The organism is Quatrionicoccus australiensis (assembly GCF_020510425.1).
Taxonomy (GTDB): Bacteria; Pseudomonadota; Gammaproteobacteria; order Burkholderiales; family Rhodocyclaceae; genus Azonexus; species Azonexus australiensis_A.
Window position 1 is genome coordinate 1556350 of sequence record NZ_JAHBAH010000001.1, and the last position, 15333, is coordinate 1571682.

The following is a 15333-nucleotide window of genomic DNA, read 5'->3' on the forward strand; positions in this document are numbered from 1 at the left end:
ATGATCCCGGATTCGTTTATCCAGGATCTGCTGGCCCGGGTCGACATCGTCGACCTGGTGGACGGCTACGTGCCGCTCAAGAAGGCCGGCGCCAATTACGCCGCCTGCTGCCCCTTCCACAACGAAAAATCGCCGTCCTTCACGGTCAGCCCGACCAAGCAGTTCTACCACTGCTTCGGCTGCGGCGCGCATGGCACGGCGATCAGTTTCGTCATGGAATACCAGGGCATGGGCTTCGTCGATGCCGTCAAGGAACTGGCCAGCCGCGCCGGCATGCAGATGCCGGAAAGCGAAGGACGCGGTTTCAACGATGAGAAGCCCGGCCAGACCCGCGCCCTGATCGAGATCATGGCGCGCGCCGCGCAGTACTACAAGGATCAGCTCAAGGCTACACCGCGTGCCATCGAATACTGCAAGAAGCGCGGCCTGTCCGGCGAAATCGCTGCCCGCTTCGGCATCGGCTACGCACCGGACGGCTGGCAGAACCTGCAAGCCGTCTTTCCGAACTACAACGCCGACGAACTGAAGACTGCCGGCCTGATCATCGAGAACGAAGCCGGCCGCCGCTACGACCGCTTCCGCGACCGCCTGATGATTCCGATCATCAACCAGAAGGGCGACATCATCGCCTTCGGCGGGCGCATCATCGACCAGGGCGAGCCGAAATACCTGAACTCGCCGGAAACGCCGCTCTTCGAGAAGGGCCGCGAGCTGTTCGGCCTGCCGCAAGCCCGCCAGGCTTTGCGCGACACCGACACCGCCATCGTCACCGAAGGCTACATGGACGTCATCGCGCTGGCCCAGAACGGCGTCGGCAATGCCGTCGCGGCGCTCGGTACAGCAACCACGGCAACGCACGTAAACAAGCTTCTGCGCCAGGTCGACCGTATCGTCTTCTGCTTCGATGGCGACAATGCCGGCCGCAAGGCCGCCTGGCGCGCCCTGGAAAACTCGCTCGAAGCCCTCGCCGACAACAAGCGCCTCGGCTTCGTCTTCCTGCCCCAGGATGAAGACCCGGACAGCTACATCCGCACCTATGGCAAGGAAGAATTCGACCGCCTGGTGACCCAGGCCATGCCGCTCTCCGACTTCCTGCTGCGCGAACTCGCCCAGCGCTGCGACCTGACCAGTTCGGAAGGCAAGGCGCAGCTGATCTACGAAGCCAAGCCGCTACTCCTCAAACTGCCGACGCCGCTACTGCGCCTGCAACTGGTCAAGCGCCTGGCCGAGGCAAGCGGGTTTGCCCAGAGCGAAGTCGAGCGCCTGTGCGACCTCAAGTCCTACATGCCCGCTGCGCCGGCCAAGGCACGCCGCACCGCACCATCGCTGACCCGCAACCTGCTCCGCCTCGTGCTGCACAAGCCGCAACTGGCCTCGCAACTGCAGGTCGATTTGCTGCCCGACACGCCGGAACGCCCGGCGCTGATCCGCCTGCGCGAACTGGTCAGCGGCGCCAGCCACGAGGCCAGCAGCTACGCCGCACTGCGCGAACGCCTGCGCGGCATGCCCGAAGAAGCACTGATCGAAAATGCCGCGGCGGAACTTCTCGGTCAGCCCTTTGACGAAGCGGAGTCGGAAACGGAATTTCACGACACCCTGGAGAAACTGCAGGCAGGCGGCCAGAAAAGGGCCTTTGCCGAATTGCAGATCAAGGCACAGCAGTTTGGCGTCGCCGGACTGAGCGCCGCCGAGAAACTGGCTTACATCCAGTTCCTCAGCAACCGGGGAAAATGAAGCTAAGTTATGGTAAAATCGGCGGTTTTCCGCATTTTAAGGGATCGTGTTCATGGCCAAGGCAAAAGATACTGCTAAGGAAGCCCCCAAGGCTCGCGTCAGCAAAGCCAAGGAGAAAGCAGCCGAAAAGGCGCTGCTCGACGGTGCAATAGCAGAAACTCCGGAACCCCTTGACGCCGAAGCGCGCAAGACACGCCTCAAAGCCCTGATCAAGCTCGGCAAGGAACGGGGTTACCTGACCTACGCCGAAATCAACGACCACCTGCCGGACGACGTGGTCGACGCGGAAAGTATCGAAGCCATCATTTCGACTTTCAGCGAAATGAGCATCCAGGTTTTCGACGAAGCCCCGGCTGCCGAAGACCTGCTGATGTCCGACACGGCTGCCGCCGCGACCGACGACGAAGAAGTCGAAGCGCAGGCTGAACAGGCACTGTCCACCGTCGACTCCGAATTCGGCCGCACCACCGACCCGGTCCGCATGTACATGCGTGAAATGGGCTCGGTCGAGCTGCTCACCCGCGAAGGCGAAATCGAAATCGCCAAGCGCATCGAAGAAGGCCTCAAGCACATGGTCCAGGCGATTTCCGCCTGTCCGACCACGATTGACGACATCCTCGAAATGGCCGCCAAGGTCGAAACCGAGGAAATGCGCATCGACGAACTGGTCGATGGCCTGATCGACCCGAACGCCGTTGAAGCCGCGCCGGCCGCACCGGAAGTCGCCGAAGAAATCGAAGAAGACGAAGAAGATGCAGGCGATGACGAAGAAGGTGGTGGCGCAGCCGCTGCTGTTTCCGCCTCGCTGCTGCAACTGAAGGTCGACGCCCTTGAGCGTTTCGAAATCATCAAGGGCCTGCACACCAAGATGCAGAAGCTGCTGCACAGCAAGGGCCCGCAGGACAAGGCCTACCTCAAGCTGCAACAGCAGATTTCCGACGAGCTGATGAACATCCGCTTCACCTCGCGCTCGATCGAGCGCCTGTGCGACAGCGTGCGCGGCATGGTCGAGCAGGTCCGTGGTTGCGAGCGCAAGATCCAGCAAATCTGCGTCGATCGCGTCAAGATGCCGCGCCCGCACTTCATCCAGTCCTTCCCCGGCAACGAAGTCAATCTTGACTGGGCCGACGGCGAAATCGCTGCCGCCCCCAAGACCTACGTCGCTGTCCTGACCCGCAACGGTCCGGCGATCAAGGAAGAACAGAAGAAGCTGCTTGCCCTGCAGGACCGCATCGGCATTCCGCTCAAGGACCTGAAAGACATCAATAAACAGATGTCGACCGGTGAAGCCAAGGCCCGTCGCGCCAAGCGCGAAATGACCGAAGCCAACCTGCGTCTGGTCATCTCGATCGCCAAGAAATACACCAATCGCGGCCTGCAGTTCCTCGACCTGATCCAGGAAGGCAACATCGGCCTGATGAAGGCAGTGGACAAGTTTGAATACCGCCGCGGCTACAAGTTCTCGACGTATGCAACGTGGTGGATCCGCCAGGCCATCACCCGCTCCATCGCCGACCAGGCACGGACCATCCGCATCCCGGTGCACATGATCGAAACGATCAACAAGATGAACCGGATCAGCCGCCAGATCCTGCAGGAAACGGGTGCCGAACCCGATCCCGCCACGCTGGCCAAGAAGATGGACATGCCGGAAGAGAAGATCCGCAAGATCATGAAGATTTCCAAGGAGCCGATCTCCATGGAAACCCCGATCGGCGACGACGACGACTCGCATCTCGGCGACTTCATCGAAGACTCCGGCACCCTGGCGCCGGCCGACGCAGCGATGTACTCCAGCCTGCGCGGCGTCACCAAGGAAATCCTCGACACCCTGACGACGAGGGAAGCCAAGGTCCTGCGCATGCGCTTCGGTATCGAAATGAACACCGACCACACACTGGAAGAAGTCGGCAAGCAATTCGACGTCACCCGCGAGCGCATCCGCCAGATCGAAGCCAAGGCGCTGCGCAAGCTGCGCCACCCGAGCCGCTCCGACAAGCTGCGCAGCTTCGTCGACACCAACGGCAACTAAAGCTTTCCGGGCCCGTAGCTCAGTTGGTTAGAGCAGAGGACTCATAATTGTCGAGTTTGATAGTTTTTGTTTGTATGCAAATGTAGTTTATGTTGTGAAAAAGGGCCGTTAGCTCAGTTGGTTAGAGCAGGGGTCTCATAAACCCTTGGTCACTGGTTCAAGTCCAGTACGGCCCACCAGGCACCCAACAGGCACCCACTGAAAAGGGTGCCTGTTCCTGGCACCAGGCACCCTTTTCAGGCACCTATGGCACGAATTTCTATTGAGCAAATCCAAGACAACGCTCCGCCGGGGACAGACCCGTGGCTTACGCCGCAAGCCGTGGCCGAGCTAACTGGGTTGTCAGTTGCCTGGCTTGCGGCAGCGCGCGAAGGACGTAAATCAATAAGCGGCCCGCTATTCAAGAAACTATGCCCTGCGCGGACCTGCCCCGTGCGCTACTCGCTGAGTGCGGTCATCGCGTGGATGGCGTCATTCAAGGACCAGGACTCTACTGTCATGTTCCGCGAAACCGGGCCGTGGCCGCCGTCCGCACAGCTGGCCCATGAAATGGCGGTAACCGTACAGCCCGGCACCTTCCCTGGCGCGGGGCCTGTACCGAGCGTACCGACATTCAAAGCGTGGCTAAATTGTCCGGTGGACAGTATCGAGAAGTGGCCGGTAGTCTCGACTAAAGCCGGACTAATGGATGCATTCAAAGCCATGTCCGCCTCCGGACGCATCAAAGATGCACTGGACGGCGTGCGCTGGATTACCCGCGATGAGTGGCCGGCGTAGCAACCAAAAAAGGCCCGTCGTGTGACGGGCCTAAGAGAGAAAAGAAGCATGCACCTTCGGCAAGGTGACACTCTGTATAGCCAGACTAAACAAAATACCCGAACACCCCCGCCGCTGCGCCGAGGTTGAGCAGCTGCAACAGGCGCAAATCAAGCCGGCGCACTTCAGTCACCGTGGCCAGCATCATGCAAGCCGCCCCGGCGACAGCCCCCCACGGACCCAGCCACCAGCGCAGCCCGCCGAGCAGCAGCCAGAAGGCGATTTGCGTAACCAACACCCCTTCACTAAAAAGGGGGGCCGGTGTGTCCTTGCGCTGGTGTGGGTAGTACGCCATTACGCTTGGTGCTTATCCAGGTCGGACAACAGGAGCTGACGCAGGTACTCCTGCTTCGACGTGCGTAGGCCGCTGCAACGTCGGCCAAACCTGATGAAGTCGACTTCATCAAGCACGAGGGTAACGCGGCCGGTCTTTTTCGGTGCTTCGACAGCAACCTGTTCGGACACAACGACCGGTTCAACAACCGGGGCAACATCGACCACGACATTGACCGGAGCATCGGCATCGGCGCGGCGGAGGTTAGAGAATTGAGACATAGGGGTACTTCCTTTCGTTAAATGTTAAAAATGGATTGAGCGAGCAGTTGAATTTCTGCCCGTGCCGGCGAGTTGCTTTCAAGCACGCTGGCGCCAGCCTTGGCGGCATCGCGGTAAATCTTGCGCTCACGGATAACCTGAGCATTGATAGGCAGTTCAGGGAACGAGGCCAGAATGGCTTCGCGGGCTTCCTGAGCTTCACGGTTAAAGGGGTGCGTCGACACGAAATTCAGGACAATTTCAGCCTGCAAACCCGGGTTAACAACGCGAGCCTTCTTCAAAATGGCGAGCACGTCGTTCAGGGCTTCCAGGTCCGCAATGCCCGGACGCACTGGAATGAGCCACTTGTCCGCGACCGAAGCAGCAGCCAGCAGCACATCGCCTGCATGGCCCGGCGCGTCCATCACGACAACACCGTAACGGCGGCTCAGGTCCTGCACCGTCGAAGCAATGACATCCTTTTCAAGGTAAGCCACCGGGACCAGCGGCACATCGAGCTGGCTACGACGCTGGCACCAGGACATGAGCGTTTTCTGCGGGTCCAGGTCAACAGCAATCGGGTCCAGCTTCTGGTGAGCAGCCCATGCTGCCGCCTGTTCCGCGCCCGTGGAGTGGCCCGTGCCGCCTTTGGTGTGTGCGAAGAGTAGTTTCATTTCTTAATCCTTCCGTAACCGGTAAAGAGGTAGTTGAGTATTTACTCATTCACCGTGCGCGGTATTTGAGTAGCTACTTGCGTATAACCACTTACCGAAATCCATAGGCGCTGCTGCTGCAAATATTTGGGGGTTCGAGGGCGGCACCCTTGTTGCGGCCTGGCGGCCGCCATCGCCAAGGAGTTGACGCACCACGGGCTACTGCCCTTCCCGCTGGTCAGGGCTAGCATTCTAATGCTGTTTTGCAACGCATTGCTATACTGATGGTAGCCACACCTCTTATGCGCTACGACTATCAACCGCTATGGAGTACCCCATGAGCCTTAAAGCCACTTTCCTGCCCATCACCCATACGGCACACAACGCCCTTGCTGTTGCCGCCTTTTGCGATAGCCCGGAGGCCGAACAACACGGTCTTTGGTTCGAATACGCAGCCGCAAGCGGCAGTGGATGGCACTGCCTACGCCCCGGCAGATGGGGAGACGCATAACTACTTCGACGAGCACGGCAACTTGACGATGGAAGCCATTGACCGGCTACTGCAAAACGTAATCGATTAGACCGCAAGACACTCAACCCAAGCCGCCCATCGAGGCGGCTTTTTTGTAGCCGAGACGCCGGGCAGGTGGCATGTGCTGCGTACCCACTTCATCGGTGAGCCGACCCGCGGCAGCCGGTCTAATGCTGTTTTACAGAGCATGACTATACTAAGAGTAGCCACCATCATTATGCGCTACGCTAACCAACAAACTAACCTATTTAAGAGGATTCACCATGACTCAAGCCCAAGCCCTTGCCGACAAGCTCACCGCAGCCGGCATTACCGTCCTGAATGTTGCCGAGCCGCGCCTGTACGTGAACGGCCAAAAGACTAGCGAACGCGAGGATGGCGTTGCCATTCGCGACGAGGACGGCAATGTGCTCGAGGGCGACATGAAGCTGGCTGCCGCTGGTGGCCTGACACTGGACGGTGCTTATGTGCTGGTGCCGTACAGCGGAACCGCCCCGCGTGTCTGCGTCCAGCTGCCAGGCGCCCAGTGGCGAATCGGGCAGCCCCGCGACTCCATCCCGGCGCTGGTTGCTGACATCAAAGCCGCCCAGCAACAAGGCATTGCCTGGCAAGGCTAAGCCATCCACAACCTACGGTATCTTCCCATGACAAAAACCTTCAAACACATTCTCGCCGCAGCAGTGGCGGCCACTCTGGCCAATATCGCCTTGGCCGACACGCACCGCCTGACTAACCTGCACACCTTGGCCAACGGCCCGGACATGCCCGCCGCCAACGGATTGCTGGTAACGGCGATTAGCGCAGAGGTCAGCGACAACAGCAGCTATGACCGCACGGACCCGCGTCCGCAGCCGCATCCCCCCGCGATGGAGGCCTGGTTTGTGGATGCCGAGTCGCGCTGCGTGTACCACTTCAAAGGGACGCGAACCACTAAGGTTTTGGGCCCGGAGCGCGACTTCCGGGTAACCACGAAACTCACTACCTCCGGCACCAAGCACTGCTCCACGGACATCCCGAACCACAAGACCGTCGAGCACATCAACGCATCGCTGCACGTTCCATCTGATGCGGTCGAGATGCCCTGGTGGTATCCCAGTTCACACGCCACCTACGTCCTGGTGTCCCCGGCGCAACCCTATCGGGAGCGAAATCGCAAGTACGACCACGACTGATTAGCCAACCAAAGCCACTACATGTAGTGGCTTTTTTTGCTGTCACCTACTATAGGTAGTACGCACTTACGCACAGGGCGGTGTGTGTCGGCCAGTGAGGCCAGCGGACCAACGGGGAGCTGGCGGCTACCCTATCTATTTTGGCGAGCATCATGTGCTCCGAGGTGCACAGCCCGGAGGGCGTCCGGCGTTGCGCTCGTGGCGTCGCTCCACTGGCGAGCCGACCAATGGCGCCCAATTTGGTACTATTAGCCGCGCAGCACTACGGAGGACGGGAACATGCAGGCCAATCAGCAGAAGTCGCTCATAGCCGCCCTACAGAAGGGCGAGCAGGACCGCATTCAAGGCCGAGGCCTATCTACCGGCGAATCCCGTGCGCAACTCCGGGCCGCTCGTCAAAACCGCATGAAGGCTGGTAAGCCGACCAAAGCTCCAACCTACTCCATATAGTAGCCAAGGGGCGCGAAGCCCCCTGCATTTAGGAAATCCCGGAAACAGATGTGCCGGGCTATCGCTCGTTACTGGGACGCTAAATAGGCTTGTACGTCGGCCAAATGTGGCCCGCCGCCGTTGAAGTCGTCTAGGTCGCCTGATTTGATAAGCTGGCCTGCAAATTGGCCCAGAGTGCGTAAGAACACTTTCTCATCAGGTCCCTTGTCAGCCAAGGCGTCAATCATGTCGAGCGCATCAGGCAGGCTATGTCTTGGGTTTAGCGGATTATCTGCTGCGGACAGGGACCGGACTACGAGTTTGCCATCCGCGAACAACTCGATATCACGCACAGCCAACTCATCTATTTCCGAGCACTGGAGTGACGGCACATCCCCTCGAAAGAGTGCTTCGGCGTGGTCGTAGGTATGCGCGCCGAGCAGAAGCCCGAGAGGGTTCAGCACATCTTCCGGCTCAAGCGTGGTGCGGACTTCTTTGAGCAGGGACAAGAAGAATTTGCTGATTTTAGTCGTGCCGTCGGGCCGCACCAGCTTCCATCGACTCGGAGTAGGGGTCAGCTTGCATTGCAGCTGGTGGATTTCGGTTTTGATGGACATGCGGCAAGCGACTTGGCAAAACCGCCATTATACGGTCGACAGTTTGGCCGGCTGCGCCGAGCGCTATACCGTCATGCGAGCTTGAGCAGTTTTATGGTGCGGTTTGAAGAGCAACAGCACAGCCCGAGGTCAGAACGCAATTTGAGCCTGTTCCCGCCCCACGTCTCAAGGCCACTCCCTATCTCGGAGTGGCCTTATTTTGGCTCAAGCGCCGCTCTGAAGGCCGGGACTTAGCTGTAGAGCGCTAGGTCGTCGCGGACGTCGGGGGTATCGAGCAGACTGAGCGATTTAGCCAAGTTACCTGCCATCGAGTCGACGAGCTCTTCGCCCGCTTTCGTCAGGCGCACGACGCGGCCCGGGCCTTCCGCCGGGGAGTCTTTCATAATCCGCAGGTGCATGCGGGGCCCGTGGGTGTTTTCAATCGTTACCAGGCCGAGTTCGGCCAGCTTGTCAGTTGCAGCGTTGAATTGTTCCTCCATCCAAAATGCTTGCTGGCAGCCAGGGATTAGCGCCATAGCGTCGAACGTGGACTTTCGGAGCATTTCCGCGGCTTCGCCAATCATGTTGTCCATTTCGAGAGGAACGTGGGACAGCGTTGCCAATGCGTTCAATTCACGCAGCGTCAGGTCAAATTCAGCAGAAATAATTGGATACGTCAGCGCTCGGACGACACGGCCAACCGCGCGATGCGACGGGGTGGCGGTCTTTTGCGTTTTTGCCATTTTTGACCCTTTTTTAAGAAACGCGAGAGATTAGCAGCGCAGTCCGCGACCTGGTTTGACACAAGTCAATCGACTTGGCAAAACCATCATTCCGGGCCTACCCGCAACGCCCCGGCGGCTCGAGTGCAGCACCCCAATGAAGTTGCGCAGCACCGGAAGTTGTTAGGCCTTGCCATAAATACTGGATGCCCATACAGTTAACAGCATGACACACCTCTACGCACTCCTGCGCGCTCGACGGGCTGGCTGGCTCATCCCTAAGTATCAGTTTGCGTTTGGCAAGCACCCCGTCGGCCAACTGCGGGTCGGCGAGGAGTACGTTCCGGACATGCACCGCCACACCATCATGGCCAGGCTGCTCTCACCGGGCAACGGGAGTCCGATGGATGAGATTCCGCCGCTCTACGACGCCCGGCTGTTGCATTGGTCCTGTGATGTCATCACGCTCACAGGCATCGAGCGTGTCCCGGATGAGAAAGGCCTGAAGACGCTCGATGTCGCGCAGACTTGGGTACTGGAGCCCGTTGAGAGTGCCTGAGCGCTACAGCTGCTTCAGCTTGGTCAGGGCACCGGCTAGGGTCTCAGCGCCGGCGATGGTGTTGTTATCGAATACCATCATATAGCGATGGCTTCCGCCGGTTTTTGCTTCCCACGCCTTCCCCAACTTCAGCTTGCGCTCACTGTCGGAATTGTCGCGGTCGTCGCCTTTGGTTTCCAGCGCCACCACCTTGCCCGACTTCAGTTTCACGATAAAGTCAGGGTAATGGTTCAGGAACCCGTTGATGCGGAAGCCCTTGCCCCTTGATAGATTTCGGTGCCACCACTCGACGCTCTCCAGGTTGGCCACTGCATCAACAACCTTGGCTTCGAACTGCCCCATGGAGGCTTCAGTGGAGTACAGCGACTTCGGCAAGGCAGGCGCGTTCGCGGATGGAATGATGGTTTCCGGGAAGGCGAAATTCGGCTCCAGCACAATCTTGTCGAGGTCCAGCATGTCGCTGAAAACCTTCATGGCGTGGGTATCCGCGAGCCCCTGGATTTTCGTCTTTATCTTGCGAGCGTAAGCAACGTCCCGCTCGAGGCAGTCCCTGAGTTGCTCCGGGGTTAGTGCCCGGACGATGCGCCCCACGTAAGCCTTCACCTCTTCGTCGGCAAGCGGCCACATGTCGCCGACCATATCCGAGAGTCGCTGGACGATGGCCTGCACCTGGCTCTCGTAGGTTTGCGTGAGTATCAACTCGTTGAAGCGATGCCGGCCTGCCGCATCGATGCGAAAAGGCTTTGGCGAATAGTCCCCATCCCCTTGCCTCTCCAGGTCGACGCGGTACATCTCACCGCTCACATCTTCAAAGCTAATCGTACTGTCCGCACTGGTCAGCTTGAAGTCCTTCAGCAGCTCATCGCGCTCGAGGAGTTGCTTCGCGGCTGCATCAGCAAACCAGCCGGTTGGGGCCACTTTGACGAAGAACTGCGGTAGCTTCAGCGCCAGCGCCTGGTCCTTGAATATATCCTTGAGCTTGTGCCGATTCACCTTGTCCTCCAACTCGGCGGGCACCGTCGTATCCGCGGCTTCAGCCTTCTTCTCGAAGGCCTGGTTTTCTTCGATAGCCTGCGTGGCCACCGCTTCAACAAACTTGTCGGCTTCGCTCGCCGGTGCGCCACTCTCGGGGTCGACAGCCACCACAGGGGCCGTCGGCCAGTCGGCAGCATCGCCTTCTGCCCCTAACTCGAACCCTTCGTTGCTTTGGTCGTCTGCCGGCTGCGAGTCGCCCAGCAAGCCGGTGGCGACCTGGCTCAACAAGTCTTGCTGCACCGGGGCCGGTGCGACAGGCTGCGGTGGCTCGGCGGTCCGGTAATCGCGGATAGAGAAGCCTGCCCGGTTCAAGGCCTTCACCACGCTCTGCAAGGTGTCGGCGAACTTGTTGCTCGCCGTGAACACATAGCTCAGGTTCAGTAGGTCGTGACTATGCTGCTGCACGTGTGGCATTCGCAGCACGCGGCCCAGTATCTGCTCGACATCGACCGCCGACGACTTATCGGCGAGGCTCGCCAAAATGTAGGCGTTGGGGCAATCCCACCCTTCTTTGAGTGCATTCACGGTGATGATATATCTCACCGCGCAATCCCGGCTGGCGAGGTCGATACCCTTCAGCTCGTTCAGGTCGGCCGTCTTTATCTTGATTTCGTCTTCTGGAATGCCGGCCTTGACCAGCTGCTCCTTCACCTTCTCGTATGTCGTCGCATTGTCGCCAACACGGGGCTGCGCCTGGAAGAGGACAATCGGCCGAATGTACTTCCCGCCGGCGGCGTCCTGTTGTTTCGCCAATTCTTCGAGCTTGCGGCGGAGGATGATGGCACTCTCGATAACCTCTGTCCGGCTGGAGCGGTTGGCGACAATCACCGGCAACTTCACCATGTGCTGCTTCTTCAACGCCATGGCGTCGACGTAGCTGATGATGTTGCTGTTGTTCCGCGGGGTCGCCGTCAGGTCCAGGATTAAGTCCGGATTGAGATTGACCAGCATTTCGACGGACAGGTCGGTCTCGGCATTGTGGCTCTCATCGACCACGACCACCGGCTTCAGGCCGCGCAGGACGTTGATGAGCGACGAAACATCATGCCCAGGCAGGAGCCAGTCGGCGTTCTCGTTGCCCGCAATGAAGGAAGCCAGATAGCCGTTGTCCTGGTAAATCTTGCGGTCTTCCTTGTTCCGGGCCCGGAGGCTATCAAAGGACATGACCACGATGGAGAGCTGGTCCTTGACCACATCCGCAGAGAAGCCGGCGCCCTGGAGCAGTTCGCGGCGCTCGTAGACCTGTACCCGGTTGCGGAACAGGACATTGAGCTTTTGCCGGTAAGGGTGTGTCGGGTCAGCGAGGTTCTTGACGGTCTGCTCTAGGATTGTGAGCGACGGCACCAGCCACACCACGACTTGTGGCCGAGCAGGATTAACGGCCGTCAGTGCTTCGAAAATCGGCTTGAGCGCGCAGGCTGCAATGAAGGTCTTTCCGCCGGCGGTCGGCACCTTGACGCAAACATGCGGCACGCCAGGGACGTTGTTCTTGTAGGGGTCAGCGGCGACCCCCTTCTGCTGCCAGAATTCTTTGAAGGCTTCCCGCAGGTCGGGGTGGTCGGCCAAAGTGGCCAGGTACGCTTCGAGGTCGGCAATCACCGACTGTTGGTAGGGTTTGAGTTCCATATCAGAAGCGCGTCACGTCTCGGGGGATTTTCTTGAAGATGATGCCGTGGTCTTGCAAGAATGCTTTCGAGAGCAGACACCGGTCAGCGTAGATGATGGCGGAGGCTGGCTTTTTGTCCCCGAAGTTGAGCCCAGACAGGTACTCCATATTCAGACACGTGGCCTGGTCGGGTGCATAGTTGAAGAGCCAGCCCATTTCAGGCGACAAGCCCAGTAGATGCGGGCTTACAGGGTTGTCGACTGGCGTTCGATACTCGGCAGGAATGCCTTCGGTGTACGCGATATAGCCCCGAATTGCTTCCGTGCCGACCGAGTCATTGAGCTCACCATCGGCCGTAAAGAGCGTTTCACCAATGGTGTAGTAATTGAAGCCGCCACCCAGCGCCGGCATGGCGCCAGATTCATCGCCGCCGTAGCCGTTGATTACCCGCTTGACCCGCTCGGCGGTGATGCTGGAGGCGTATTCCATGGTCTCGACCAAGATGAAGCGACGATTGCCGTTATCGGCGGCATTGAGTTTCAGAACCGCATGCGCGGTGGCGCCGGACCCCGCGAACGAGTCGAGGATGAGTGCCCCTGGTTTGGTAGCAATCTTCAGGATGCGCTCAATCAACCGAGTCGGCTTCGGCGTATCGAAGACCAACGACCCGAAAATGCTCTTAATCTCCTGACCTGCTTCATCAGTGGTGCCCGTCTCTTCGTATGACCACAGGTCCACTGGCACCATGCCGCCGGCTTCAGACAGGAATTGCTTGAGCCGCGGGAATGTCGCGTCGCCGTTCTGTCCCCACCATAGCCGGTTGTCGGCTTTGTGCTTCAGGTGTTCAGCTTCCGCATACTTCCAGGCATGTGTCGGGTGCTCCACGATTCGGCCGTCCGGCGCGGTGATTTTGTACACCAGCTTTGGCCGCATGGCCTTGGTTGCCGGATTGACGTAGGAAGCAGTCATCCAGGCGCCGCGCTCGTCGCCATCCGGGTTCGTGTAATTCGCATCGGCGCTGGCGGTGCGGCCTTCTTTGATTTCCGAGACTGCGGCGCTTTTCCGGTAAACAAGGATGGTGTCCTTGACCGAGTAGAACAACTTGGCGTTGTTGCTGCGGGTGTAGCGTTTTTCCCAGGCGATTGCCGCCAGGAAGTTGCCGTAGCCGAATATCTCGTCAAGCATGACCCGGGCGTGAGCCGCTTCGGTGTCGTCCAGGCTGATGAAGATGATGCCGTCGCGGGCCAGTAAGCGATGCAGCAGCTTCATGCGCGGGTACATCATGCACAGCCACTTGTCGTGCCGCGATAGGTCTTCGCCTTCCTTGCCGACCACGGCGCCCAGCCACTTGGTCAGCTTCGGGTCTTTCAGGTTGTCGTTATAAACCCATCCTTCATTGCCGGTGTTGTAGGGCGGGTCAATATAGATGCAATCCACCTGGCTCTCGTATTCCGGGAGCAGGCTCTTGAGCACCTCGAGGTTATCCCCGTGGATTATTTTGTTGTCGACGGAATTCTCAGGCGCTTCTGCCGGAGCGCGCACCTGTTCCTCCAGGTTAAGCACCCGGTATGGAACTTCGTGGTGATGATTTACGACTTTGTCTTTTCCTATCCAGTGCAGTGTCGGCATCTAGCAGCATTCCTATGTTATTTTCGATTTTATCCTGCGAGGTCTACCGGCTCCAAGCACCCATTTCATACCTGGCCATTGCGGGGGGCTGTCACGCAATCGCTCGCTGCCGGCGGGCACAGGCGCTAACCCCCATCACCAGGGTGGGCGTGTGCAGAGGGCGATGCGCTGGCGCGCGGAACCAGCACCAACCCCATTGGCGAGCCGACCTACGAACGCCAGCAAGTCATAGCCGGGCATATAGGACTAAATAGGCGGTTTGCCAAGGGTGCACGATATAGTTGCGCCATGCCGCGCAACATCCGCAACCATCCCAAAGTCCGTGCTTGGCTTGCAGGCGCCGGCGCGGCGCTTTCCGCCGCCACCTTGCATAGCGGGCCAGTTATCGAGTTATGGTTCCGCAAGGCGCACACAGGGCGCGTGCGTTATGTCCTGCGTTCTGAATTGCTTATGTTGCTGGCCCACTGCGACTTTAACCCGGTGCCAGTGCTGGTCACACCAGACTGCGTAGCTGCTGAAAGGGGCGTGTTGCCAGTGCTGGCCGAGTTGTTTTACGTCATACCTGAGCCCCGGGCGTACGACCTGCTGATAGTCGGCTGCCGTACGCCAGCAGACTACGCTAAGTTGTTTGATACCCGGCGCCTGGCTACCATGGACCCGCTGCTGCCGGCCGACCTGAGAGAGTTCCTGGCCATCTTCGACTACGAGTATCTGCTGGACGAAATGCTGAGCTGGCTATCAGACCGCGTTCACCAGAACAGGTGCGAAATGGCCACCGATGCAGCATTCAAAGCCAAGGCTGGCGAGGACTACCCGCTGCTGGCCAAAGGCTACGAATAGAAAACGGCCCCGAAGGGCCGTAGTGCGGGCTTACCAGCCCGGCGGGTAGTAGTCTCCGGTGAGCCAGAGCTCCAGGAACCCATTGGCGCCCTTGAGCTCGTAGAGGTACATGCCGTGCTCCGCGTAATAGAGCACCGGGCAGCCTGCGACATCACCAATCGTGGTGCCGGGCGCAATCGCGCTGGTGTAACCTGCCAGGTCACCGCCCACACTGGCCAGATAACGGTCAAACAGCACTTCCGGCGGAAGCAGTTTGCCGCGGTCCTTGCGGCCCTCTTTGGTTAGACAGGGCGAGCCGCCAGCGCTGTATGAGCGGAAAAAGAAGTAAAGGCCTTCCGGCAGTTCGGCAATATGCTCCGTAATGATGTTGCGCAGGGCGCGGGTGACGTCTTCCGAATAGCCATCGGAAGAGTAAGCGGGGATGTTTGTGCCGGGGAACGGCAT

15 protein-coding genes and 1 tRNA gene are annotated in these 15333 nt (G+C 59.3%); 8 read left to right on the forward strand and 8 right to left on the reverse strand.

Translation table 11 applies throughout. The features are described from left to right. The 4 genes from dnaG (at position 1) to KIG99_RS07550 (ending at position 4543) form a co-directional block, all read left to right on the forward strand. Positions 1-1734 carry a DNA primase gene (dnaG, locus tag KIG99_RS07535; RefSeq protein ID WP_226459596.1) on the forward strand — a complete coding sequence of 578 codons (1734 nt, stop codon included), beginning with the start codon at positions 1-3 and terminating at the stop codon, positions 1732-1734. 52 nt (positions 1735-1786) lie between these two features. Continuing rightward, complete coding sequence (gene rpoD, locus KIG99_RS07540; RefSeq protein ID WP_264180403.1) at positions 1787-3766, forward strand: RNA polymerase sigma factor RpoD; 1980 nt, start codon at positions 1787-1789, stop codon at positions 3764-3766. Positions 3767-3868: 102 nt separating this feature from the next. After that, positions 3869-3945 (forward strand) — tRNA-Ile (locus tag KIG99_RS07545). A 253-nt stretch (positions 3946-4198) separates the two neighbouring features. Beyond that, positions 4199-4543, forward strand: coding sequence for a hypothetical protein (locus KIG99_RS07550; protein WP_226459598.1), 345 nt, complete (start codon positions 4199-4201; stop codon positions 4541-4543). Between the two features lie 85 nt (positions 4544-4628). Here KIG99_RS07550 and KIG99_RS07555 read toward each other — a convergent pair whose 3' ends face one another. Genes KIG99_RS07555 through KIG99_RS07565 form a run of 3 tightly spaced genes read right to left on the reverse strand, consistent with a single transcriptional unit; the run spans position 4629 to position 5790 of the window. Then, the gene (locus tag KIG99_RS07555; protein ID WP_226459599.1) at positions 4629-4817 is read right to left on the reverse strand and encodes a hypothetical protein; all 189 of its coding nucleotides are present in this window, start codon (positions 4815-4817) and stop codon (positions 4629-4631) included. A gap of 59 nt (positions 4818-4876) precedes the next feature. Continuing rightward, positions 4877-5137 carry a hypothetical protein gene (locus KIG99_RS07560; protein ID WP_226459600.1) on the reverse strand — a complete coding sequence of 87 codons (261 nt, stop codon included), beginning with the start codon at positions 5135-5137 and terminating at the stop codon, positions 4877-4879. Positions 5138-5154: 17 nt separating this feature from the next. Next, a complete protein-coding gene (locus KIG99_RS07565) occupies positions 5155-5790 on the reverse strand; it encodes a division plane positioning ATPase MipZ (RefSeq protein ID WP_226459601.1) in 636 nt (211 codons plus the stop codon). Between the two features lie 774 nt (positions 5791-6564). Between KIG99_RS07565 and KIG99_RS07570 the strand changes: the two genes are divergently transcribed. Both KIG99_RS07570 and KIG99_RS07575 read left to right on the forward strand, forming a co-directional pair. Beyond that, positions 6565-6918 (forward strand): hypothetical protein, encoded by a 354-nt coding sequence (locus KIG99_RS07570; RefSeq protein ID WP_226459602.1) that lies wholly within the window; start codon positions 6565-6567, stop codon positions 6916-6918. A 27-nt stretch (positions 6919-6945) separates the two neighbouring features. Further along, a complete protein-coding gene (locus tag KIG99_RS07575; protein ID WP_226459603.1) occupies positions 6946-7473 on the forward strand; it encodes a hypothetical protein in 528 nt (175 codons plus the stop codon). Between the two features lie 518 nt (positions 7474-7991). Here the strand turns inward: KIG99_RS07575 and KIG99_RS07580 are convergent. Beyond that, positions 7992-8519 (reverse strand): hypothetical protein, encoded by a 528-nt coding sequence (locus tag KIG99_RS07580; RefSeq protein ID WP_226459604.1) that lies wholly within the window; start codon positions 8517-8519, stop codon positions 7992-7994. A gap of 230 nt (positions 8520-8749) precedes the next feature. Next, positions 8750-9241, reverse strand: a complete 492-nt coding sequence (locus tag KIG99_RS07585; RefSeq protein WP_226459605.1) for a hypothetical protein — start codon at positions 9239-9241, stop codon at positions 8750-8752. A gap of 205 nt (positions 9242-9446) precedes the next feature. Here KIG99_RS07585 and KIG99_RS07590 point away from each other — a divergent pair, with 205 nt between their 5' ends. Continuing rightward, positions 9447-9779 (forward strand): hypothetical protein, encoded by a 333-nt coding sequence (locus KIG99_RS07590; RefSeq protein ID WP_226459606.1) that lies wholly within the window; start codon positions 9447-9449, stop codon positions 9777-9779. A 3-nt stretch (positions 9780-9782) separates the two neighbouring features. Here the strand turns inward: KIG99_RS07590 and KIG99_RS07595 are convergent, their stop codons facing one another. Further along, positions 9783-12440: a DEAD/DEAH box helicase gene (locus KIG99_RS07595; RefSeq protein WP_226459607.1), complete on the reverse strand. Its 2658-nt coding sequence runs from the start codon at positions 12438-12440 to the stop codon at positions 9783-9785. Position 12441: 1 nt separating this feature from the next. Further along, positions 12442-14049 carry a site-specific DNA-methyltransferase gene (locus KIG99_RS07600; protein WP_226459608.1) on the reverse strand — a complete coding sequence of 536 codons (1608 nt, stop codon included), beginning with the start codon at positions 14047-14049 and terminating at the stop codon, positions 12442-12444. A gap of 288 nt (positions 14050-14337) precedes the next feature. On the opposite strand from KIG99_RS07600, the gene KIG99_RS07605 reads away from it, so the two are divergent. Beyond that, on the forward strand, positions 14338-14889 hold the full coding sequence (locus KIG99_RS07605; protein WP_226459609.1) for a hypothetical protein: 552 nt from the start codon (positions 14338-14340) through the stop codon (positions 14887-14889). Between the two features lie 30 nt (positions 14890-14919). On the opposite strand, the gene KIG99_RS07610 is transcribed toward KIG99_RS07605, so the two are convergent. Then, complete coding sequence (locus KIG99_RS07610) at positions 14920-15333, reverse strand: hypothetical protein (RefSeq protein ID WP_226459610.1); 414 nt, start codon at positions 15331-15333, stop codon at positions 14920-14922.

Excerpts from the sequence above, each read along its gene's own strand:
- KIG99_RS07590 (WP_226459606.1), top strand. The coding sequence starts at position 9,447 with ATGACACACCTCTACGCACTCCTGCGCGCTCGACGGGCTGGCTGGCTC.
- KIG99_RS07580 (WP_226459604.1), bottom strand. The coding sequence starts at position 8,519 with ATGTCCATCAAAACCGAAATCCACCAGCTGCAATGCAAGCTGACCCCT.
- KIG99_RS07560 (WP_226459600.1), bottom strand. The coding sequence starts at position 5,137 with ATGTCTCAATTCTCTAACCTCCGCCGCGCCGATGCCGATGCTCCGGTC.
- KIG99_RS07605 (WP_226459609.1), top strand. The coding sequence starts at position 14,338 with ATGCCGCGCAACATCCGCAACCATCCCAAAGTCCGTGCTTGGCTTGCA.
- rpoD (WP_264180403.1), top strand. The coding sequence starts at position 1,787 with ATGGCCAAGGCAAAAGATACTGCTAAGGAAGCCCCCAAGGCTCGCGTC.
- KIG99_RS07600 (WP_226459608.1), bottom strand. The coding sequence starts at position 14,049 with ATGCCGACACTGCACTGGATAGGAAAAGACAAAGTCGTAAATCATCAC.
- KIG99_RS07610 (WP_226459610.1), bottom strand. The coding sequence starts at position 15,333 with ATGCCGTTCCCCGGCACAAACATCCCCGCTTACTCTTCCGATGGCTAT.
- KIG99_RS07565 (WP_226459601.1), bottom strand. The coding sequence starts at position 5,790 with ATGAAACTACTCTTCGCACACACCAAAGGCGGCACGGGCCACTCCACG.
- dnaG (WP_226459596.1), top strand. The coding sequence starts at position 1 with ATGATCCCGGATTCGTTTATCCAGGATCTGCTGGCCCGGGTCGACATC.
- KIG99_RS07595 (WP_226459607.1), bottom strand. The coding sequence starts at position 12,440 with ATGGAACTCAAACCCTACCAACAGTCGGTGATTGCCGACCTCGAAGCG.
- KIG99_RS07585 (WP_226459605.1), bottom strand. The coding sequence starts at position 9,241 with ATGGCAAAAACGCAAAAGACCGCCACCCCGTCGCATCGCGCGGTTGGC.
- KIG99_RS07570 (WP_226459602.1), top strand. The coding sequence starts at position 6,565 with ATGACTCAAGCCCAAGCCCTTGCCGACAAGCTCACCGCAGCCGGCATT.
- KIG99_RS07575 (WP_226459603.1), top strand. The coding sequence starts at position 6,946 with ATGACAAAAACCTTCAAACACATTCTCGCCGCAGCAGTGGCGGCCACT.